Annotated in this window: 18 protein-coding genes; 10 read left to right on the forward strand and 8 right to left on the reverse strand. The window is 69.5% G+C overall.

All coding sequences use genetic code 11. The features are described from left to right. Nucleotides 1-46: 46 nt before the first annotated feature. From ACZ7HQ_RS25000 to ACZ7HQ_RS25010, 3 genes are read right to left on the reverse strand one after another with little or no spacing between them, the layout of a single operon-like run. On the reverse strand, nucleotides 47-1,195 hold the full coding sequence (locus ACZ7HQ_RS25000) for a cystathionine gamma-lyase (RefSeq protein WP_470993972.1): 1,149 nt from the start codon (nucleotides 1,193-1,195) through the stop codon (nucleotides 47-49). Next, nucleotides 1,192-1,683, reverse strand: a complete 492-nt coding sequence (locus ACZ7HQ_RS25005; protein ID WP_470993975.1) for a low molecular weight protein-tyrosine-phosphatase — start codon at nucleotides 1,681-1,683, stop codon at nucleotides 1,192-1,194. The genes ACZ7HQ_RS25000 and ACZ7HQ_RS25005 overlap by 4 nt, the downstream gene beginning before the upstream one ends. Nucleotides 1,684-1,690: 7 nt before the next feature. Continuing rightward, nucleotides 1,691-2,068 (reverse strand): phage holin family protein, encoded by a 378-nt coding sequence (locus ACZ7HQ_RS25010; protein WP_470993977.1) that lies wholly within the window; start codon nucleotides 2,066-2,068, stop codon nucleotides 1,691-1,693. A 58-nt stretch (nucleotides 2,069-2,126) separates the two neighbouring features. Here ACZ7HQ_RS25010 and ACZ7HQ_RS25015 point away from each other — a divergent pair, with 58 nt between their 5' ends. From ACZ7HQ_RS25015 to ACZ7HQ_RS25030, 4 genes are all read left to right on the forward strand, one after another. Continuing rightward, entirely contained in the window at nucleotides 2,127-2,444 is a 318-nt protein-coding gene (locus tag ACZ7HQ_RS25015; RefSeq protein WP_023548672.1) for a cupin domain-containing protein, read from the forward strand. Between the two features lie 162 nt (nucleotides 2,445-2,606). Then, complete coding sequence (locus ACZ7HQ_RS25020; RefSeq protein WP_470993979.1) at nucleotides 2,607-2,819, forward strand: DUF5326 family protein; 213 nt, start codon at nucleotides 2,607-2,609, stop codon at nucleotides 2,817-2,819. 454 nt (nucleotides 2,820-3,273) lie between these two features. Then, on the forward strand, nucleotides 3,274-4,008 hold the full coding sequence (locus tag ACZ7HQ_RS25025; RefSeq protein ID WP_470994400.1) for an IclR family transcriptional regulator: 735 nt from the start codon (nucleotides 3,274-3,276) through the stop codon (nucleotides 4,006-4,008). Between the two features lie 99 nt (nucleotides 4,009-4,107). Continuing rightward, nucleotides 4,108-4,545, forward strand: coding sequence for an SsgA family sporulation/cell division regulator (locus ACZ7HQ_RS25030; protein ID WP_470993981.1), 438 nt, complete (start codon nucleotides 4,108-4,110; stop codon nucleotides 4,543-4,545). Between the two features lie 219 nt (nucleotides 4,546-4,764). Here the strand turns inward: ACZ7HQ_RS25030 and ACZ7HQ_RS25035 are convergent, their stop codons facing one another. Continuing rightward, entirely contained in the window at nucleotides 4,765-6,252 is a 1,488-nt protein-coding gene (locus ACZ7HQ_RS25035; RefSeq protein WP_470994403.1) for a YibE/F family protein, read from the reverse strand. A gap of 250 nt (nucleotides 6,253-6,502) precedes the next feature. Here ACZ7HQ_RS25035 and thiC point away from each other — a divergent pair, with 250 nt between their 5' ends. Then, the gene (gene thiC / locus ACZ7HQ_RS25040; RefSeq protein WP_470993984.1) at nucleotides 6,503-8,287 is read left to right on the forward strand and encodes a phosphomethylpyrimidine synthase ThiC; all 1,785 of its coding nucleotides are present in this window, start codon (nucleotides 6,503-6,505) and stop codon (nucleotides 8,285-8,287) included. A 178-nt stretch (nucleotides 8,288-8,465) separates the two neighbouring features. Here thiC and ACZ7HQ_RS25045 read toward each other — a convergent pair whose 3' ends face one another. The 3 genes from ACZ7HQ_RS25045 to ACZ7HQ_RS25055 form a co-directional block, all read right to left on the reverse strand. Continuing rightward, the gene (locus ACZ7HQ_RS25045; protein ID WP_470993985.1) at nucleotides 8,466-9,326 is read right to left on the reverse strand and encodes a hypothetical protein; all 861 of its coding nucleotides are present in this window, start codon (nucleotides 9,324-9,326) and stop codon (nucleotides 8,466-8,468) included. A 181-nt stretch (nucleotides 9,327-9,507) separates the two neighbouring features. Continuing rightward, nucleotides 9,508-10,587, reverse strand: a complete 1,080-nt coding sequence (locus ACZ7HQ_RS25050; RefSeq protein ID WP_470993988.1) for a metallophosphoesterase — start codon at nucleotides 10,585-10,587, stop codon at nucleotides 9,508-9,510. A 280-nt stretch (nucleotides 10,588-10,867) separates the two neighbouring features. Then, the gene (locus tag ACZ7HQ_RS25055; RefSeq protein ID WP_470993989.1) at nucleotides 10,868-11,980 is read right to left on the reverse strand and encodes a LacI family DNA-binding transcriptional regulator; all 1,113 of its coding nucleotides are present in this window, start codon (nucleotides 11,978-11,980) and stop codon (nucleotides 10,868-10,870) included. A 429-nt stretch (nucleotides 11,981-12,409) separates the two neighbouring features. On the opposite strand from ACZ7HQ_RS25055, the gene hisC reads away from it, so the two are divergent. Further along, the gene (gene hisC / locus ACZ7HQ_RS25060; protein ID WP_470993992.1) at nucleotides 12,410-13,489 is read left to right on the forward strand and encodes a histidinol-phosphate transaminase; all 1,080 of its coding nucleotides are present in this window, start codon (nucleotides 12,410-12,412) and stop codon (nucleotides 13,487-13,489) included. 2 nt (nucleotides 13,490-13,491) lie between these two features. On the opposite strand, the gene ACZ7HQ_RS25065 is transcribed toward hisC, so the two are convergent. Further along, nucleotides 13,492-13,869 (reverse strand): cyclophilin-like fold protein, encoded by a 378-nt coding sequence (locus ACZ7HQ_RS25065; protein WP_470993993.1) that lies wholly within the window; start codon nucleotides 13,867-13,869, stop codon nucleotides 13,492-13,494. A gap of 208 nt (nucleotides 13,870-14,077) precedes the next feature. Between ACZ7HQ_RS25065 and ACZ7HQ_RS25070 the strand changes: the two genes are divergently transcribed. The 4 genes from ACZ7HQ_RS25070 (at nucleotide 14,078) to ACZ7HQ_RS25085 (ending at nucleotide 20,461) form a co-directional block, all read left to right on the forward strand. Continuing rightward, entirely contained in the window at nucleotides 14,078-15,586 is a 1,509-nt protein-coding gene (locus tag ACZ7HQ_RS25070) for a cytochrome ubiquinol oxidase subunit I (RefSeq protein ID WP_470993995.1), read from the forward strand. A gap of 15 nt (nucleotides 15,587-15,601) precedes the next feature. Next, entirely contained in the window at nucleotides 15,602-16,621 is a 1,020-nt protein-coding gene (gene cydB, locus ACZ7HQ_RS25075) for a cytochrome d ubiquinol oxidase subunit II (protein WP_470993998.1), read from the forward strand. A 59-nt stretch (nucleotides 16,622-16,680) separates the two neighbouring features. After that, nucleotides 16,681-20,262 carry a thiol reductant ABC exporter subunit CydD gene (gene cydD, locus ACZ7HQ_RS25080; protein ID WP_470994000.1) on the forward strand — a complete coding sequence of 1,194 codons (3,582 nt, stop codon included), beginning with the start codon at nucleotides 16,681-16,683 and terminating at the stop codon, nucleotides 20,260-20,262. 73 nt (nucleotides 20,263-20,335) lie between these two features. Further along, nucleotides 20,336-20,461 carry a hypothetical protein gene (locus ACZ7HQ_RS25085; RefSeq protein ID WP_470994003.1) on the forward strand — a complete coding sequence of 42 codons (126 nt, stop codon included), beginning with the start codon at nucleotides 20,336-20,338 and terminating at the stop codon, nucleotides 20,459-20,461. Nucleotides 20,462-20,465: the final 4 nt, after the last annotated feature.

Here is a 20,465-nt window from a genome sequence, read left to right on the forward strand (position 1 = left end):
GAGGCTCGGACCGTCCCGCGACCTCAGGGGGCGGACGGCGACGGTGTCACTCGGCGGACTCGTCCAGGGCGCGCAGCAGGTCGGCGATCAGGTCCTCCGGGTCCTCGGCGCCCACGGACATACGGATGAAGCCCTCCGGGACCGCGTCCCCGCCCCACCGGCGGCGGCGCTCAGCCGTGGAACGCACACCGCCGAAGCTCGTCGCGTCCTCGACCAGGCGCAGCGCCTCAAGGAAACGCTCGGCACGCGCGCGCGTGGGCAGCGTGAAGGAGACCACGCAGCCGTAGCGGCGCATCTGCTGCGCGGCGATCTTGTGCGAGGGGTCGTCGGGCAGTCCGGGATAGCGCAGGGCCGAGACCTCGGGCCGCTGCTTGAGGGCTTCGGCGACGGCGAGGGCGGTGGCGTTCTGCCGGTCGACGCGCAGCTGGAGAGTGGCGATGGACCGGTGCGCGAGCCATGCCTCCATGGGCCCGGAGATCGCTCCGACGATCTTGCGCCAGCGACGTACGGCGGCCATCGCCTCGGCGTCGCGGCCGGCGACGTAGCCCAGCAGCACGTCACCGTGCCCGGTGAGCTGCTTGGTACCACTGGCCACGGAGAAGTCGGCACCGAGCTCCAGCGGGCGCTGCCCGAGCGGCGTGGCGAGGGTATTGTCGACGGCCACCAGGGCTCCCTGGGCGTGGGCCGCCTCCACCAGCCGCCTGATGTCGCACACGTCGAGCCCAGGGTTCGACGGGGACTCGATCCACAGCAGCCGGGCTCCCTCGAGGACCTCCAGCTGGGCGTCGCCGCCGGTGGGCGCGGTGCGCACCTCGATGCCGTACGCCTCCAGCTGGGTCCGGACCAGCGGCAGCACCTGGTAGCCGTCGGAGGGCAGTACGACCGCGTCTCCCGCGCGCAGCTGGGAGAACAGCACCGAGGAGATCGCCGCCATGCCGGAGGCGAAGACCAGCGTCTCGACGTCGGCCCGCCCGGGCGCCTCCAGTTCGCCGATGGCGCGCTCCAGCAGCGTCCAGGTCGGATTGTCGTCACGGCCGTACGCGTACGGGCCCGTCACCTCGCCGGGCAGGTGGAAGTGGGCCGCGAACACCGGTCCGGGCAGGGTCGGCTCGTGCTTGACCGGTTCGGGCAGTCCGGCGCGCACCGCGCGCGTGCCGTCGCCGTTACGACCCCGGGCCTTGCTGGTGTCGCTCATGCGGCCCGTCCTTCCAGTTGCTCGCGTACGGCGGCGAGCAGGCCGGTGCTCGCCGTCTCCACCATCTCAAGGCACTCCTCGAAGCCGTCCCGGCGTCCGTAGTACGGATCGGGCACATCGAGGTCGTCACCGGCGGCGGGGTCGTAGGCGCGCAGCAGGCGGACCTTGCGCGCGTCCTCTTCGGTGGGAGCGAGACGGCGCAGGGCCTTGAGATGACCGGCGTCGAGGGCAATCACGAGATCGAGGCGGGAGAACCAGGACGGCTGGAACTGGCGGGCGACGTGATCACTGTCGTAGCCGTGCTCCTCGAGGACCGAGACGGTCCGCGGGTCGGCGGGCTCGCCCTCGTGCCAGCCGCCGGTGCCGGCGCTGTCGGCCTCTATCCGGTCCTCGAGGCCGGCCTCGGCCACGCGCGCGCGGAAGACGGACTCGGCCATCGGGGAGCGGCAGATGTTGCCGGTGCACACGAAGCAGACGCGGTAGGTCATGGCGTGCTCAGTCCTCGTCGGGGAGGATCATGTGCAGGGCCCACGAGACGACCGAGATGATCAGGCCGCCGACCACGGCCGTCCAGAAGCCTTCCACGTGGAAGCTCAGGTTGAGCTTGCCGCACACCCAGGAGGTCAGGAGCAGCATCAACGCGTTCACGACCAGGGTGATCAGGCCCAGGGTGAGGATGAACAACGGGAAGGTGAGCACCTTCACGATCGGCTTGACCAGCCAGTTGACCAGGCCGAAGACCAGCGCGACGACGATCAGCGTGCCGGCCTTCTTGGCCGTGTTGTCACCCGTCAGAGTGATCTTGTCCAGCAGCCACACGGCGACTGCGAGGGCACCCGCGTTGGCGATCGTCTTGACTACGAAATTCTTCATGGTCTGATCGTGGCAGACCGGATCGGAACCGAGCAGTGAGGCGAGGGCGACAACGGCGATGAAGGCATTCCGGCTGGACGAACTGGAGGCGGAGCGCGCCGCCAATGAGGGGGCGTACCTTCAGTTCCTGCGGGAGCGGAACATGTCGGTCGGCCTGTACGCCCTGAACGCGGGCGAGCACGACCCGCAGAAGCCGCACAATCAGGACGAGGTGTACTTCGTCGTGAGCGGCCGGGCGTCGATCACGGTGGGCCTGGAGACGACCGAGGTGGCGCGGGGCAGCGTGGTGTACGTGCCTGCCGGGGTCGCCCACAAGTTCCACCACATCAGCGAGGACCTGAGGGTTCTCGTCGTCTTCTCTCCGCCCGAGGCGTGAGCCCGGACCTCCGGGTTCCCTAGGGGACGGGTCAGGGGAGGACAAGGGACGCGAGGCCCCCGTGGGGCCCCCTGTCGGCCCTAGCATTCGAGTGCAGACATCAACACCGTGCGGGAACAGAGCCGTACGGGAACGCATACGAGAAGGCAAAGGACGAGGGCGATGCGAGAGATATTCGCGGGACTGCCGTGGTGGGTGAAGTGGGTCGCGGTGCCGGTCATCGCTCTGGTCGTGTTCGGCGGCCTGATAGCGACCGTGCTCACCATCGTGATCGGCCTGCTCTTCAAGGCCCTGGTCTTCGTCGCCCTGGTCGGCGGACTCATCTACATCGTGCGCAAGTTCCTGTCGAACTCCTCGTCGCGCAGCGACTGGTGACGGACGCGGGAACGGGCGACCGCTGACGGGATCTCCGGTTCCCGGCAAGGTGAGCACGGGTTTCCCTCGGGGGAGGGAAGTTTCCCCGGAGGCCGTCTGCGTGCGGTGGCGGACGGTTAGAGTCCGGAACTCCCGCGGGGACCGGCCCCGCGGACGGCGCAGATCCCCTCCGTGCTCTTCCTTCGCACGGGCTGCCCCTCGCGTTCCGGGAGTGACCCCCTTGGCCACGGTTGACACCGCACCGGCAGAACCCCACGCACCCCCCACCCCACCGCGCCCCTGCGTGCACCCCACCCACCGGCCGCCTGCCGTCGCGGTCCCCGAACAACCGCACGCCGCCGACGCCCCGGGCCCCGCGCCGCGCGCCGACGCCCCGGGCCCCGCGCCGCGCGCCGACGCCCCCGGTCCACGGCTTCCTGCCGGCGCTCCCGGCCCCCCGGCCGCCGCGACGCTCATCGGGTCCGTCCAGCGCGCCATGCGCCTGCTGGAGACCGTCGCCACGCATGTCTACGGCGCGCCCGCCAAGCAACTCGCCCGCGAGACCGGCCTAGCCCTCCCGACGACCTACCACCTGCTGCGCACCCTGGTGCACGAGGGCTATCTGCGCCGCGAGAAGGGGCGGTTCTTCCTCGGTGACGCGGCCGAGCGGCTGAGCAGCAGCGGAGCCCAGCAGAAACGTCGCAGCGCGGTGGCCGATACGCTCGCGCACTGGCGTGATTCCATCGGTGTGCCGGTGTACTACGCGATGTACCGGGCCGGTGAGATCGAGGTCATGTGCGTCTCCGACTCTCCCGAGGCGCCGGCGGTCGAGGAGTGGGCCGACTTCCGCGAGACCGGCCACGCGCACGCCATCGGACAGTGTCTGCTCTCGCAGTTGGACGAGGACGCCCGCCGCGAGCATCTCGCCCGCTATCCCGTGCGGTCCCTCACTCCCTACACGGTCCGCGACAACGATGCCCTGTTGCGGCGGCTGGCACGGATGCCGCGCATGGAACCGGTGGTGGAGCGCCAGGAGTACGCGCTCGGGACGGTGTGCGCGGCGGTTCCGATCACCGTCGGTACAACCGTGGCCACGATGGCCATGTCGCTGCCGGCCGACCAGGCCGACCGGCTGCTGCCCGCGGCCCATCGGCTCCAGACGGAGATCGGGCGGCATCTGGGCACCCTGACGCTCTCTATCAGTATCTGAAAACTTACTCCTTGTGATCTCCCGTGTACGTTCAGCAAGATTTGACCACGGCGACAGGGATCAATCCCGGCCAGTCGATGTCATATGACGGGGTAGACGATGCGCGAGTCCGTACAGGCAGAGGTCATGATGAGCTTTCTCGTGTCGGAGGAACTCTCCTTCCGCATCCCGGTGGAGTTGCGCTACGAGACCTGTGATCCCTATGCCGTGCGGCTCACCTTCCATCTGCCCGGAGATGCCCCGGTGACTTGGGCGTTCGGACGTGAGCTGCTGATCGACGGCGTCGGCCGGCCGTGCGGGGAAGGGGATGTCCACATCGCTCCCGTCAGTGGGGAGGTGCTGGGCGAGGTGCTGATCAGGCTTCAGGTGGGAAGTGACCAGGCCCTGTTCCGCTCCTCCGCCCCTCCGCTCGTGGCCTTCCTGGACCGTACCGACAAGCTCGTGCCACTGGGTCAGGAAGGCGCCCTGGCCGACTTCGACGCCCATTTGGAGGAGGCCCTGGACCGCATCCTGGCCGAGGAACAGAGCGCGGGCTGAAGTGTTACGGCACGGGGCGCCGGGCGCTCCACCGTGCCGCGTGGACGCATGCAGGAACGCTTCTGCGTGGACGTGGGGGCGTACCCCGTTTCGGGCGCCCCGGCGCTTCCCGTTCCGATGCCGGCTGCGGCTGGACGCACCGCGTCTCAGGTCGGCCCACTGTGGCTCGGCGCTCGCCGCTCACCGTTCGCCGCTCACGGCGTCGGCCCGGGGGCACGCTCACCGCTTCCGGCGGCGGCCACGGCCGCCGCGCGCCGGGGCCGGCTGACCCCCTGTCACGGCCGTTGTGCCGGGGCCCGGACGGTCGGCCGAGACCACCAGGGCGGCGAGCGCGGTCGTGACCGGGACCGAGGCGACGAGACCGATCGAACCCACCAACGTGCGCACGATCTCCTCGGCCACCAGTTCGCTGTTGGCCACGGTCCCGACACTGCTCTGCGCGATCGAGAACAGCAGCAGCAACGGCAGCGCGGCACCGGCATAGGCGAGGACAAGGGTGTTGACCACGGAAGCGATGTGATCGCGGCCGATACGGATACCGGCTCGGTACAACCCCCGCCAGCCCATCGACGGATTGGCCTCGTGCAGCTCCCAGACCGCCGACGTCTGCGTCACGGTCACATCGTCCAGGACGCCGAGTGAGCCGATGATGACGCCGGCCAGCAGCAGACCGCTCATGTCGATCGACGGATACAGGCCGTGGATCAGACCGGTGTTGTCGTCCGTGTTGCCGGTGAGGGCGGCCCAGCCGATGAACAGGGAGCCGAGTACACCGATCAGTGACAGGGAGATCAGCGTGCCGAGCACCGCCACCGAAGTCCGCGCCGACAGGCCGTGGCACATGTACAACGCGATCAGCATGATGGCGCTCGCTCCGACCACTGCCACGAGCAGCGGGTTCGAGCCCTGGAGGATCGCGGGCAGGATGAAGAGGGTCAGGATCAGGAAGCTCACGGTCAGTGCGACGAGCGCCATGACACCGCGCAGCCTGCCGACCACCACGACCGCGAGCGCGAAGATCCCCGCAAGCAGCGTCATCGGGAACTTCCGGTCCACGTCGGCCACCGAGTACTGCAGGTCCTTCGGCGCCGAGGGCTCGTAGGCGACCACCACCTTCTCGCCCTGGTGCAGCTGTCGTGGCTGGTCCGGCTGGACGATCTCGGTGAACGTACGGCCCTTGTCCTTGCCGGTGTCGACCCGGACGGTCGCCTTCTTGCAGGTGCCCTTCGCCTCCTGCTCCGCCGAGGTGCCCTCGGCGGTGGCGGTGTCGCCGGTCGGGGTGTCACCGGAAGCGTTCACCGACTTGCAGCTCACCTCGACGACCGCGGTGACCGTGGCCTGCTGCGTCTCCCGGTCGAAGCCGACACCGGTGCGCTTGTGGGGTGGGGCTTCCCCCGGCCAGAGCACCAGCAGGCCGACGACGACCGCCGCGGTGAAAGGGACCAGGATCGCGGCGATGACCTTGCGCAGGTGCTGGGAGACGGGAGCAGCGGGGCCGTGGCTGTGGCCGTGCGAGTGGCCCTTACTGTGGCCGTGACCGCGGTCGTCGTCCCCTCCGGATGCCTGTCCGGTGCCCCGGTCGCCCCCGGCGAACCCGGCTCCCTGCCCATGACCGCTGGTCACAGGGTCGTCGTGGCCGTAGCCGTCGTCCGGTCCCGAGCCGCCTTGATGGCGCGGCTCAGGCGGCTGATACGGATACTGCTCCATCCTGGTCACCGCCGGATCATTGCAAGAAGGGCAGGGGCCCACTGTTCACCGCGCCACATATGACGCTAGCGTGGAGGCACCTTTGCACACGCGGGAGCTCGGAGCACCGGGCTGAGAGGGCGCTGACCTCCGTACACGCGATGTTTCACGTGGAACAGACGATGTTCCGCAGGAAACGTCGCCGAACGGAAACCGCTGCGTCGACCGCCGAACCTGTTACCGGGTAATGCCGGCGTAGGGAGTAGGTCTCATGACCAACAAGGACGCACGCACGCCTGCCTCCGTTCAGGACGACACGTCCCAGGAGGCCGGGAAGTCCATCGGCTGGCACAAGGCGTACGTTGAGGGTTCGCGCCCCGACCTGCGCGTGCCGGTCCGTCAGGTGCACCTCACCAACGGGCAGTCGGTCACGCTGTACGACACGTCGGGCCCGTACACCGATCCACTCGTCGACACCGATGTCTGCAGGGGTCTGCCGCCGTTGCGGGAGAACTGGATCATCGCCCGCGGCGACACCGAGGAGTACGCGGGCCGTCCCGTCCGTCCCGAGGACGACGGGATCAAGCACACCTCGCCGCGCGGTGGGCTGCGCAACCTGGACGCGGTCTTCCCGGGGCGGCCGCGTCAGCCACGCCGGGGCCGGGACGGCGAGGCGGTGACACAGCTCGCGTATGCCCGCCGGGGCGAGGTCACCCCCGAGATGGAGTACGTGGCCATTCGCGAGAACGTCTCTCCCGAGGTGGTCCGTGAGGAGATCGCGGCCGGTCGTGCGGTGCTGCCGGCCAACGTCAACCACCCGGAGATCGAGCCGATGATCATCGGCAAGCGGTTCCTGGTGAAGGTCAACGCCAACATCGGCAACTCGGCGGTGACCTCCTCCATCGAGGAGGAGGTGGAGAAGATGACCTGGGCGACCCGCTGGGGCGCCGACACGGTCATGGACCTCTCCACCGGCCGCAACATTCACACCACCCGCGAGTGGGTGCTGCGCAACTCCCCCGTTCCCATCGGTACCGTGCCCCTCTACCAGGCCCTGGAGAAGGTCGACGGCAGGGCCGAGGAACTGACCTGGGAGATCTACAAGGACACGGTCATCGAGCAGGCCGAGCAGGGTGTGGACTACATGACCGTCCACGCCGGCGTGCGGCTGCCGTACGTCCCGCTCACCGCCAATCGCAAGACCGGCATCGTCTCGCGCGGCGGCTCGATCATGGCCGCGTGGTGCCTGGCGCACCACAAGGAGTCGTTCCTGTACGAGAACTTCGAGGAGCTGTGCGAGATCCTCGCCGCCTACGACGTCACGTACTCGCTGGGCGACGGCCTCAGGCCGGGTTCGATCGCGGACGCCAACGACGAGGCCCAGTTCGCCGAACTGCGCACGCTCGGGGAACTCAACCGGATCGCGAAGCGTTTCAACGTACAGACGATGATCGAGGGCCCGGGGCATGTCCCGATGCACAAGATCAAGGAGAACATCGACCTTCAGCAGGAGATCTGCGATGAAGCTCCGTTCTATACGCTCGGCCCGCTGACCACGGACATCGCGCCGGCGTACGACCACATCACCTCCGGCATCGGTGCCGCGATGATCGCCTGGTGGGGCACGGCGATGCTTTGCTACGTCACGCCCAAGGAACACCTGGGCCTGCCCAACCGGGACGACGTCAAGACCGGCGTCATCACCTACAAGATCGCCGCACACGCGGCCGACCTCGCCAAGGGACACCCGGGTGCGCAGGAGTGGGACGACGCGCTGTCCGACGCGCGCTTCGAGTTCCGGTGGGAGGACCAGTTCAACCTCGCCCTGGACCCGGACACGGCACGGGAGTTCCACGACGAGACCCTGCCGGCCGAGCCCGCCAAGACGGCCCACTTCTGCTCCATGTGCGGGCCGAAGTTCTGCAGCATGAAGATCTCGCAGGACATCCGCCGCGAACACGGCGGCAGCCGGGCCGACATCGAGGAGGGCATGGCCCAGAAGTCGAAGGAGTTCGCGGCGAGCGGGAACAGGGTGTACCTGCCGATCGCCGACTGAGGCAGAGGGAAGGAAATCGCCGCTCCGGTGCGGCCGGTGCGGTGGCAGGTGCGGCTGGGGACGGCGGGATCGCGGCTGACCGGGGTGGTGACGCCACACCGGTTGGCCGCTCGGTCCGCCCGGTCGGGCCCCTGGAGTCCGGGAGCGCGAGCCGGGTTGTTCGGATAGTGCTGCGGGGTCAGTCGGGCTGGTGCTCCGGGCCGCCGAATTCCGGGCTCGTGTAGTCCGGGCTGGTGAAGCTCGGGCGGCCGGAGTCTGTGCCGTCGTCGGGGCTGCTGAAGCCGGGGCGGCCGTATCCCAGGCGCGGCATGCGGCCGCTCGGGGCGGGCGGCGTCGTGTGGTGCAGGGCGGCCGGTCCGGGATCGGCGAGTGCCTCTCGCAGGAACGGCAGGATGCCGCGCTCCAGCAGAGCGTCCCGCCAGGCCTCTCTGGCCCTGTCCAGTTCCCGGTGGGCCGCGTCCAGTGCCTGGGCCTGGGGCGAACTGCCGTTGCGCAGGGCGGTGAGGAGCAGTCCGACGGCGGCGACGAGGATCGTGGCCGCCGTCACCGCGCCGAACACCCAGCCGGCGGTGAGCATGGTCTGCCCGAAGGCCTGTCCGGGGCTGAGCGTCTTCAGGATGTAGCCGACGAGCAGAAAGATCGCGGCGGCGGTTCCGGAGAGGACGGGAGCCAGTACGGCGATGACCGCGACGGCGCCCGCACCGGTGTTCTCGGCGGCCTCGCCGAGGCTGGTGACGAGTCCCGTCGTGGCCGGACTCTCGTCATCGAGGGGGGAGTCGCGGGTGGTCGACGGGGCCATCGCCGGATGGCGCAGTTCCTCGCGGACCTTCACATAGTGCTGGTATTCGGCCGCGGCGGCGGCCGTGATCAGGGCGCTGGCATTGAGCGCCATGGTGCGCAACTGCTCGGAATTGAGCCGCTGTCCGACAGCGGCCAGTTCCGGCCGGTGCGGTGCGGAGCGCAGCGCCTCATCGAGGAGCCGCTCGAATTCCAGGCGGTCCTCGCTCTGCAGGTGCTGCGGAACGCTGTTCATGTGCATCCCCCGATGCTCCGTAGGGCTTGGGGCTCGCACGCCGGCGAGCCGTCGGGCAGAAACGGAGGGGAGCCTGCTACGGATAAGCCGATGGTAGAGCCGTGACGGCGCACGGTGACAGGGGGTTGCCGGAAATTGCCCTTCGGCCTGCGCGTACTCCGCCGGGGGACGCCTGCCCGCGGAACGGTCAGGTAGTCAGGGGAAGTTGCCGGACCAGGAGTTTTCCGGCCATGGTCACCCCGCCGTCCATGGCGATGGCGAGCCCGTCGGCGTAGACGTGCGGTCCCTCCACGACCGGGCCGGTGCCCTCCTCGCCCTCCTCGGAGCCGACCTCGCCGAGGAGGTAGGGAATCGGGCTGTGGCCGTGAACGATGCGGGTCCCGCCGTACGTATCGAGGAGGGAGCGCACGGCGTCGGCGCCGCCCTCGTCGCGGAAGGAGAAGCGCTTGGTGAACTTGCGGAACAGATCCCAGCACTCGTCCGCGTCATTGCGGGTGAGGGTCTCGCGGACGGTGTCGTTGACCGCCTCGATGGAGTCGCCGTAGTCGAGATAGGCGGTGGTGTCCGAGTGCACGAGCAGATAGCCGTCCACCTCCTCGATGGCGTCAAGGCGGGCCATCCACTGCAGGTGGTGGTCCTGGAGTCGGTCCATGTCGGTCTTCTGGCCGCCGTTGAGCAGCCAGGCCGCCTGGAAGGTGGCGGTTCCCGCGCCGGAGTTGACGGGCGTGTCGCCGAACCGCTTGGCACCGAGCAGCAGCAGTTCGTGGTTGCCCATGAGGGCCTTGCAGTAGCCGCCGGCCGCCGCGGCCTCGGCGGACAGCCGCATCACGAGGTCGATGACGCCGATGCCGTCGGGCCCGCGGTCCGTGAAGTCGCCGAGGAACCACAGCCGGGCGGCGCCCGCGCACCACTGACCCGAGGCGTCGATCAGACCCTGTTCCTGCAGGGCGGTCACCAGTTCGTCGAGGTATCCGTGGACGTCTCCGACGACGAACAGCGGTCCGGGCCCGGCCGCGGGCTGCGGGGCGGGGGCCGTGGGTGCCGGTTCGACGGGGACCTGGACCGTCTCCGTCCGGTTGATGACGGGAAGATCACGCCGGGTGGGCGTGTAGCCGTCGGGGTACGCCTCGTCGGCGGGCGGCACGGTGTCGCCCGGAGGGGCGGTGCGGACGTACGGACCGGTCTCGTGGACGTATGCAGGCACCCGGAAGTCGCGCAGCGTCGCCGTCCGCTCCACTTCGGGTCCCTGACCGGCCCCCTGAGTCATCAGACCCCTCCACCATCGCGCCGCAGCTGCACCGCTTCGGACTGCCTGGTCGCAGCGGTCCACGGTGTCGTGGGCCCATCATAGGAATGCGCGTCGCGCCGTGTGATGACCCAGGGGTGGTGAATCGGAACAAGACTCCAGTTCACCGCGGCTTTCGCCCCGTTTGGGCAGGGGTTCGGCCGACTCCACGCCGGCCGAACCCCCGGCTCACTGACCGCCGGCCCGCCCTGCTCCCTCCACCGGCCGAGAAAGGTGCGGGGTGAGCGCCCTGCTTTGGGCGCTATTTGTCGTCCGGCATTCGCGGCGGACTGACCGTCGTGCGCGGCGGGCGCCGCTGGGAGGAGGTGCGCACGATCAGCTCGGTCGGTATCACCTGCTCAACCGGCTGGTTCGAATCCACGCCCTCGATGGCGTCGATGAGGAGCTGGACCACCGCGGTGCCGATGCGGCGGGGTTTCAGGGAGAGCGTGGTGATGGGCGGCTCGGTGCTCGCGTAGACCATGGACTCGCTGCAGCACACGAGCAGCAGGTCGTCGGGGACGCGGAGCCCGTAGCGGCGGGCGGCGGCCAGCAGGTCCGTGCCGTTGGGATCGAACAGTCCGTAGACCGCGTCGGGCCGGTCCGGGCGGGCGAGCAGCCGGTCGGCGGCGACGGCGCCCGCGCACGGGTCGTGCGCGGGGTAGGCCTCGTAGACCGGGTCCTGGCCGACGCGCTCGCACCAGCGCAGGTAGGCGGTGGTCGACAGATGGGTGTACGTGTCCGTCGTCGTGCCGGTGAGCAGGCCGATCCGTCGGGCGCCGGCGTCGGCGAGGTGGTCGAGGATGCCGAGGACGGCGGCCTCGTGGTCGTTGTCGACCCAGGCGGTGACCGGCAGCGAGCCGGCCGGGCGCCCGTCGGAGACGACCGGGAGTCCCTGCCGGACCAGCTCGCTGACCACCGGGTCCTGATCGGAGGGGTCGATGACGACCGTGCCGTCCAGGGCGACGTTGGACCACACGTCGTGGCGGGAGGTCGCGGGCAGGATGACGAGGGCGTAGCCGCGGGCAAGCGCGGCCGAGGTGGCGGCCCGCGCCATCTCGGCGAAGTACGCGAACTCCGTGAAGGTGAAAGGTTCATCCCCGTACGTCGTCACGGTCAGGCCGATGAGGCCGGACTTGCCGGTACGGAGGGTGCGGGCGGCGGCCGAGGGACGGTACCCCAGCCGGTCGGCGACCTCGCGGACGTGGCGCCGGGTGGCATCCGGGAGTCGGCCCTTGCCGTTGAGGGCGTCGGAGACGGTCGTGATGGAGACTCCGGCGGCGGCGGCCACGTCTCTGATGCCCGCCCGGCCCGGCCGGCTGCCTCGCCGTGAGGTTTCCGCGCGGCTCACCTGGTGCTTCCCTGCTGCTGTCATGGCGAGCCGATAGTAGGGCTCATGCGGTGGGGTAGTGCGGACGCATATGCACGCGTTGACAGGCACGTTTCTGCATGGTCGCAAGCAGTCAACTGCCTTTGAAATAAAGGCAGTTCATCGATCCGGCGGTAGGACGTGACTTGTCAACGCGGATGGGCCTGCCAAGTGCCCGATGTTTCGAAGAGGTCTCAACTCACCTGCACGGGTGATGCGCGCTACGGCGCGAGCCACCGGCGCATAGATATATGTACGGCGCGCCCCCTGAAACGTACGCCTTCGTACGGTGATGCCCGCGATGGGGCCGGGGCGGCGGTGGTTCTCGTATTGCCTGCCCGCACCTGTACGCAGCGGGGCTGAATCCTCATAAGGTGAGGAGTATTGGAAGCCGGCGGCGTCGACGGTCCGCCGGCGATCGCGAGGAGGACTGCGGTGAGCGAGACGAGCCCCAAGCTGCGTGTCGAGCTGGAGGGGATCCCCACCTACAAGCCGGGCAAGCCCGCCGCGGCCGGTGGGCCGGTTGCCTACAAGCTGTCCTCCAACGAGAACCCCTACCCGCCGCTGCCGGGTGTGATGGAGAGCGTGACGGCGGCTGCCTGCAACTTCAATCGCTACCCGGACATGGCGTGCACGGGGCTGATGGACGAGCTGTCGGAACGCTTCGGTGTCCCGGTCTCCCACGTGGCCACCGGCACCGGTTCCGTGGGCGTTGCCCAGCAGCTCATCCAGGCCACCAGCGGCCCCGGCGACGAGGTGATGTACGCCTGGCGGTCCTTCGAGGCGTACCCGATCATCACGCAGATCAGCGGCGCCCGGTCGGTGCAGGTGCCGCTCACGCCCGGTGACGTGCACGACCTGGACGCGATGGCGGACGCGATCACCGACCGGACGCGTCTGATCTTCGTCTGCAACCCCAACAACCCGACCGGCACGGTGGTGCGGCGGGCCGAACTGGAGCGGTTCCTCGACCGGGTGCCCGGTGATGTCCTGGTGGTGCTGGACGAGGCCTACCGCGAGTTCATCCGCGACCCGGAGGTGCCCGACGGCGTCGAGCTGTACCGGAACCGGCCCAACGTCTGTGTCCTGCGGACCTTCTCCAAGGCGTACGGGCTCGCCGGGCTGCGCGTCGGTTTCGCGATCGCCCATGAGCCGGTCGCGGCGGCGTTGCGCAAGACGGCGGTGCCCTTCGGCGTCAGCCAGCTCGCGCAGGAAGCGGCGATCGCCTCGCTGCGGGCCGAGGACGAGTTGCTCGGCCGGGTCGGCTCGCTGGTGTGCGAGCGCAAGCGCGTGGTCGACGCGCTGCGTGCCCAGGGGTGGACGGTGCCGGAGACGCAGGCGAACTTCGCCTGGCTGCGGCTGGGCGAGCGTACGGTCGCGTTCGCACAGGCCTGCGAGCAGCACGGTGTCGTGGTCCGGCCGTTCCCGGGCGAGGGTGTGCGGGTGACGGTCGGAGAGACCGAGGCGAACGACATCTTCCTGAAGGTGGCCGAGGCGTTCTGCAAGGAGCTGTAGCTCTACTCGTTGATCAGTTCCACACGGACGGGGTCGCCGGCTCGTACGGTTGCCAGAACGCCGGGGTCCTCGTCCAGGCTCCCGAGCACATTGCACGGGCTCGCGAGGCGGCACTCGTCGCCTCGCGAGATCGGCGTGGGCCCATAGGGGAGGGCGAGCGCGTCGCCTTCCGTCCAGAAGGCCACCGTGCCCGGCTCCACGACCTGCCGGGCGTCCGTTTCACGTGAAACGGAGACTCCTGTGTCGAAATACACCTCCTCGCCCCATGTGCAGGCGCTGGAGGTGAGTGGCAGCGCCTTGGCGAGGGCCTGCGCCGTCGGTGAGTCTGCGTCGAGGGTCGCGGTGGTGTTTCCCGCGGGCCAGGAAATGCGTATCTGCATGGAGCGCAATTCAACAAGATGTTGGAGTCGCTGCCAAGGCCTTGACGCGACGGCGAAGGGGGGACCCCCCGTCGGTTGCCGAAAATCAGTGCGTCATAATAGCTTGTGAATGTGAACGCGTTCACAAGCGCGTCCCGATTGTCCTGTATGTGCGCGATAAACAGGGCAAACCGCCGCTGTACCACGGCGTAGTAAGGAGAGTGACGACGTGGACCTGGCTCTGGCGCCGGAGACACTGGCGCGCTGGCAGTTCGGCATCACCACCGTCTACCACTTCCTGTTCGTCCCGCTGACCATCTCTCTGGCCGCCCTCACGGCCGGGCTGCAGACGGCCTGGGTGCGTACGGAGAAGGAGAAGTACCTCAGGGCGACGAAGTTCTGGGGCAAGCTCTTCCTGATCAACATCGCCATGGGCGTGGTCACCGGCATCGTGCAGGAGTTCCAGTTCGGTATGAACTGGTCCGACTACTCGCGCTTCGTCGGCGACATCTTCGGCGCACCGCTCGCCTTCGAGGCGCTGATCGCGTTCTTCTTCGAGTCCACCTTCATCGGCCTGTGGATCTTCGGCTGGGACAAGCTCCCCAAGAAGATCCACCTCGCCTGCATATGGATGGTCTCGATCGGCACGATCCTGTCGGCGTACTTCATCCTCGCTGCCAACTCGTGGATGCAGCATCCGGTCGGCTACAAGATCGACAAGGCGAAGGGGCGCGCCGAGCTGACGGACTTCTGGGCCGTACTGACCCAGAACACCGCGCTCAGCCAGGCCTTCCACACCCTGTCCGCGGCCTTCCTGACCGGAGGGGCCTTCATGGTGGGCATCGCCGCCTACCACCTGGCCCGCAAGAAGCACATCCGTGAGATGAAGACCTCGCTGCGGCTCGGACTGGTCACCGTGGTCATCGCCGGCATGCTCACCGCGGTCAGCGGCGACACCCTCGGCAAGGTCATGTTCAAGCAGCAGCCCATGAAGATGGCCGCCGCCGAGGCGCTGTGGGACGGGCAGAAGCCCGCACCCTTCTCGATCTTCGCCTACGGAGACGTGGAGAAGGGGCACAACACCGTCGCGATCGAGATCCCGGGCCTGCTGTCCTTCCTCGCCAACGACAACTTCACCTCGCACGTCCCCGGCATCAACGACGTCAACAAGGCCGAGCAGCAGAAGTTCGGGCCGGGCGACTACCGGCCCAACATCCCGGTCGCCTTCTGGGGCTTCCGTTGGATGATCGGCTTCGGCATGGCCTCCTTCGCCATCGGCCTGGCCGGGCTGTGGCTGACCCGCAAGAAGTTCATGCTGCCGGACCACCTGCGGGTCGGCGAGGACGAGGTGCCTCATCTGGTGCTGTTCAAGAACAAGGCGCTCAGCCCGAAGCTGACGCCCTGGTACTGGCGCATCGCCACCTGGACGCTGGCCTTCCCCCTGATCGCCAACTCGTGGGGCTGGATCTTCACCGAGATGGGCCGCCAGCCGTGGGTCGTCTACGGCGTCCTGCAGACCCGGCACGCGGTCTCCCCCGGTGTCTCCCAGGGCGAGGTCCTCACCTCGATGATCGTCTTCACCTCGCTGTACGCGATCCTCGCCGTGGTCGAGGTCAAGCTGCTCGCGAAGTACATCAGGTCCGGCCCGCCCGAGCTGACCGAAGCCGATCTCAACCCACCCACGAAGATCGGCGGCGACACTCGTGACGCCGACAAGCCGATGGCCTTCTCGTACTAGGCCGAGGGAACAGCCATGGAACTTCACGACGTCTGGTTCGTCCTGATCGCCGTCCTGTGGACCGGCTACTTCTTCCTGGAGGGCTTCGACTTCGGGGTCGGCATCCTCACCAAGCTGCTGGCCCGAAACCGGCCGGAGCGGCGGGTGCTGATCAACACCATCGGGCCCGTCTGGGACGGCAACGAGGTGTGGCTGCTCACGGCCGGCGGTGCGACCTTCGCCGCGTTCCCGGAGTGGTACGCCACCCTCTTCTCAGGTTTCTATCTGCCGCTGCTGATCATCCTGGTCTGCCTGATCGTCCGGGGCGTCGCCTTCGAGTACCGGGCGAAGCGTCCCGAGGAGAACTGGCAGCGCAACTGGGAGACGGCGATCTTCTGGACCTCGCTGATCCCGGCGTTCCTGTGGGGCGTGGCCTTCGGGAACATCGTGCGGGGCGTGAAGATCGACCAGCACTTCGAGTACGTCGGCGGTGTCCTGGACCTGCTCAACCCCTACGCCCTGCTCGGCGGTCTGGTGACGCTCACGCTCTTCACCTTCCACGGGGCGGTCTTCACCGCGCTCAAGACCGTGGGGGACATCCGGGTGCGGGCACGGCAGCTGGCTCTTCGGGTGGGTCTTGTCACGACCGTCGCGGCGCTCGCCTTTCTGCTGTGGACGCAGGCCCACAGCGGTGACGACAAGAGCCTGGTGGCCCTGATCGTGGCGGTCGCCGCCCTGGTGGCCGCTCTGGTGGCCAACCAATTCGGGCGTGAGGGATGGGCGTTCGCGTTGTCCGGCGTCACGATCGTGGGCGTTGTGGCGGTGCTCTTCCTGTCGCTCTTCCCGAATGTCATGCCGTCCTCGCTCAACGGGGACTGGAGTCTGACGGTCACCAATGCCTCGTCCAGCCCGTACACCCTGAAGATCATGACGTGGCTGGCGGCCATCGCCACGCCCCTGGTGTTGCTCTACCAGGGCTGGACCTACTGGGTGTTCCGCAAGCGGATCGGCACGCAGCACATCGCTCCCGACGCTGCGGCGGGCGCCGCACACTGAGTCCGCCGAGGGTGTGTTTCACGTGAAACACACCCTCTGGACCGAAGGGCACGTTTCACGTGAAACCAATCGATCCTCGTCTTCTGCGCTACGCCCGCGCCACCCGGCTCTTCCTGGCTGCGGTCGTCGGCCTGGGTGCCGTTGGTGCGGGACTGGTCATTGCCCAGGCGATGCTCATCGCCGAGGTCGTTGTCGGAGCATTCCAGCACGGGGAGTCCGCCGCTGGGCTGCGTACACCCCTGCTGCTGTTGGTGGCCGTGGCCGCGGGGCGGGCGGTTGTCGCGTGGCTCACCGAACGTGCCGCCCATCGGGCGAGCGCGGCGGTGAAGTCGGAACTGCGGGGGCGCCTTCTCGACCGTGCGGCGGCGCTCGGTCCCGGGTGGCTGGCCGGTCAGCGCACCGGTTCGCTGGTCACGCTGGCCACGCGCGGGGTCGACGCCCTCGACGACTACTTCTCGCGCTATCTGCCGCAGTTGGGGCTGGCGGTGGTCGTACCGGTGGCGGTACTGGCGCGGATCGTCACCGAGGACTGGGTGTCGGCGGCGATCATCGTCGGCACCCTGCCCCTCATCCCGCTCTTCATGATGCTGATCGGCTGGGCCACCCAGGCCCGCATGGACCGTCAGTGGCGGCTGCTGTCCCGGCTCTCCGGGCACTTCCTGGACGTGGTCGCCGGACTGCCCACGCTGAAGGTCTTCGGGCGGGCCAAGGCACAGGCCGAGTCGATCCGCCGGATCACCGGTGAGTACCGCGAGGCCACCCTGCGGACCCTCCGGATCGCCTTCCTCTCCTCCTTCGCGCTGGAGTTGCTCGCCACGCTGTCGGTCGCCCTGGTCGCGGTGACGATCGGCATGCGGCTCGTGCACGGCGACATGGACCTGTACATCGGCCTGGTGATCCTGGTGCTGGCGCCCGAGGCCTACCTGCCGCTGCGTCAGGTCGGTGCGCAGTACCACGCGGCGGCCGAGGGGCTCGCCGCCGCGGAGGAGATCTTCGGCGTGCTGGAGACGCCGGTTCCGGCATCGGGTGCCGGTGCGGTGCCGGCGGGCACGGTGACCTTCGAGGAGGTCTCCGTACGCTACCCCGGCCGTTCCGTGCACGCCGTGACGGAGGTGTCGTTCAGCGTCGAGCCCGGCGAGACGGTCGCGCTGGTCGGGCCCAGCGGGGCGGGCAAGTCGACACTGTTGAACGTGCTGCTCGGGTTCGTCCAGCCCACCGAGGGGCGGGTGCGGATCGGGGGAGCGGACCTCACCGGACTCGATGTGGAGGAGTGGCGGTCACGCATCGCATGGGTGCCGCAGCGGCCGCACCTGTATGCCGGGACCATCGCGGAGAACGTGCGGTTGGCCCGGCCGGACGCAGATGACGCTGCCGTACGCCGGGCACTGCGGGACGCGGGTGCGCTGGAGTTCGTGGACGCGCTGCCCGAGGGGATCGAGACGGTGCTCGGGGAGGACGGGGCCGGGCTGTCGGCGGGGCAGCGGCAGCGGTTGGCTCTGGCCCGGGCGTTTCTCGCGGACCGGCCCGTGCTGTTGCTGGATGAGCCGACGGCTGCCCTGGACGGGGCAACGGAGGGGGAGATCGTCGCGGCGGTGCGGCGGCTTGCTGTCGGGCGCACGGTGCTGCTTGTCGTGCATCGGCCGGCGTTGTTGTCGCTGGCCGATCGGGTGGTGCGGCTACGGGACGCGGAGCCGGTGACGCACCGGAGCGGCGATGAGCCCCCCAGGGCGCTCCGTCCCCTGGACCCCTGGCAGGGTTCCGCGGGATCCCGACTCGGCACGTTCGAAGATGACCGCCCGGTCTCCGGGCTCGGGCGCGCGGAAGGGGGCCTGTCGGGTTCTCGGGCTGGGCGGGCCGGGGATGGCGCAGCGGACGTGACTTCGGGGCGACCGCGGCGAGTGCTTGCTTGGGTTCGTGGGCTGGCGGGGCCCCGGCGGGGCCGGTTGGTGCTGGCCCTGGTGCTGGGAAGCCTGGCGCTCGGTAGTGCCGTGGGGCTGATGGCGACCTCCGGGTGGCTCATCTCGCGGGCCTCGCAGCAGCCGCCGGTGCTGTATCTGATGGTCGCCGTGACGGCGACGCGGGCCTTCGGGATCGGGCGGGCCGTCTTCCGCTACGCCGAGCGGCTGGTGTCGCACGACGCCGTGCTGCGGATGCTGGCCGACACCCGGGTTGCCGTGTACAGGCGCCTGGAGCGGCTGGCGCCTGCTGGACTGCGCAGCGTTCGCCGCGGTGACCTGCTGACCCGGCTGGTCGCGGACGTCGATGCGCTCCAGGACTACTGGCTGCGCTGGCTGCTGCCCGCATCGGTCGCCGTCGCCGTGTCGGCCGTCTCCGTCGGTTTCACGGCCTGGCTGCTGCCCGAGGCCGGTGCCGCCCTCGCGGCGGGTCTCGTCGCGGCTGGTGTCGGCGTCCCGCTCGTCACCGCGACGGTGGCCCGGCGGACCGAGCGACGGCTGGCCCCGGCCCGCGGCGCCCTCGCCACCCGCGTCACCGACCTGCTCACCGGAACCGCCGAACTCACCGTCGCCGGGGCGCTGCCCGCTCGTACCGACGTGGCCCGGCGAGCGGACGGCACCCTCACCCGGATCGCCTCGCGTGCCGCCGCCGTGACCGCGCTCGGCGACGGTCTCACCGCGCTGATCTCCGGCCTGACGGTCACGGCGACCGCGCTGTTCGGTGCCCAGGCGGTGGTCGCGGGCCGGCTCAGCGGTGTGGCCATGGCCGTGGTCGTCCTCACTCCGCTGGCCGTCTTCGAGGCCGTACTGGGGCTGCCGCTCGCCGTGCGCCATCGGCAGCGGGTGCGGCGCAGTGCGGAGCGCGTCCGCGAAGTGCTCGACGCCCCGGCGCCCGTGCGTGAGCCCGAGCGGCCCCGGCAGGCGCCCGCCTCGCCGTTCCCGCTGGTGGTCAGGGAGCTGGCCGCGCGGTACGAGGGCCAGCGGCGGGAGGCGCTGGCCGGGTTCGATCTCACCCTGGAGGAGGGGCGGCGGATCGCGGTGGTCGGGGCGTCCGGTTCCGGCAAGACGACCCTCGCCCAAGTGCTGCTGCGCTTCCTCGACCCGAGCGAGGGCTCGTACACCGTCGCCGGTGTGGACGCCTGTGCGCTGGACGGCGACGACGTACGGCGGCTCGTCGGGCTGTGTGCGCAGGACGCGCATCTCTTCGACAGCTCGGTGCGCGAGAACCTGCTGCTGGCCAGGAAGGACGCCACCGAGGCCGAGCTTCGGCGGGCGCTGGACCGGGCCCGGCTGCTGGACTGGGTGGAGGGGTTGCCGGACGGCCTGGACACGCTTGTCGGCGAGCACGGGGCGCGGTTGTCCGGCGGTCAGCGACAGCGGCTCGCGCTGGCCCGCGCTCTGCTGGCCGACTTCCCCGTACTGGTCCTGGACGAGCCCGCCGAGCACCTGGACCTGCCGACGGCCGACGCGCTGACCGCCGACCTGCTGGCCGCCACTCGGGGCCGTACGACGCTGCTGATCACGCACCGGCTGGCCGGGCTGGAGGCGGTGGACGAGGTGATCGTTCTCGACGTGGGACGGGTGGTGCAGCGGGGCACCTACGCGGAACTGCTCGCGGTGGACGGGCCGTTGCGGGCGCTGGTGCGGCGGGAGGCGGAGGCGGAGTCGTTGGTGGCGGTGGGGTGACCGGGTCCTGTTCGGTGGCCGTGGCATGTGCGCTGTGCCCTCTCCCGGCCCCGCGCGGCGAGACCGACCCCGCGTGGAGGTACCGGCGGGGTTGCGCACACGGGTGGTGCGCGAGATCAACACGGCTGCCGTACCGCTGGGGTTCATCGGGGAGAACGGCGGCGGCACGACGGTGGTGTGGGAGGCGCCGTACCAGTGACCGT

It is taken from the genome of Streptomyces sp. NPDC037290 (assembly GCF_055603245.1).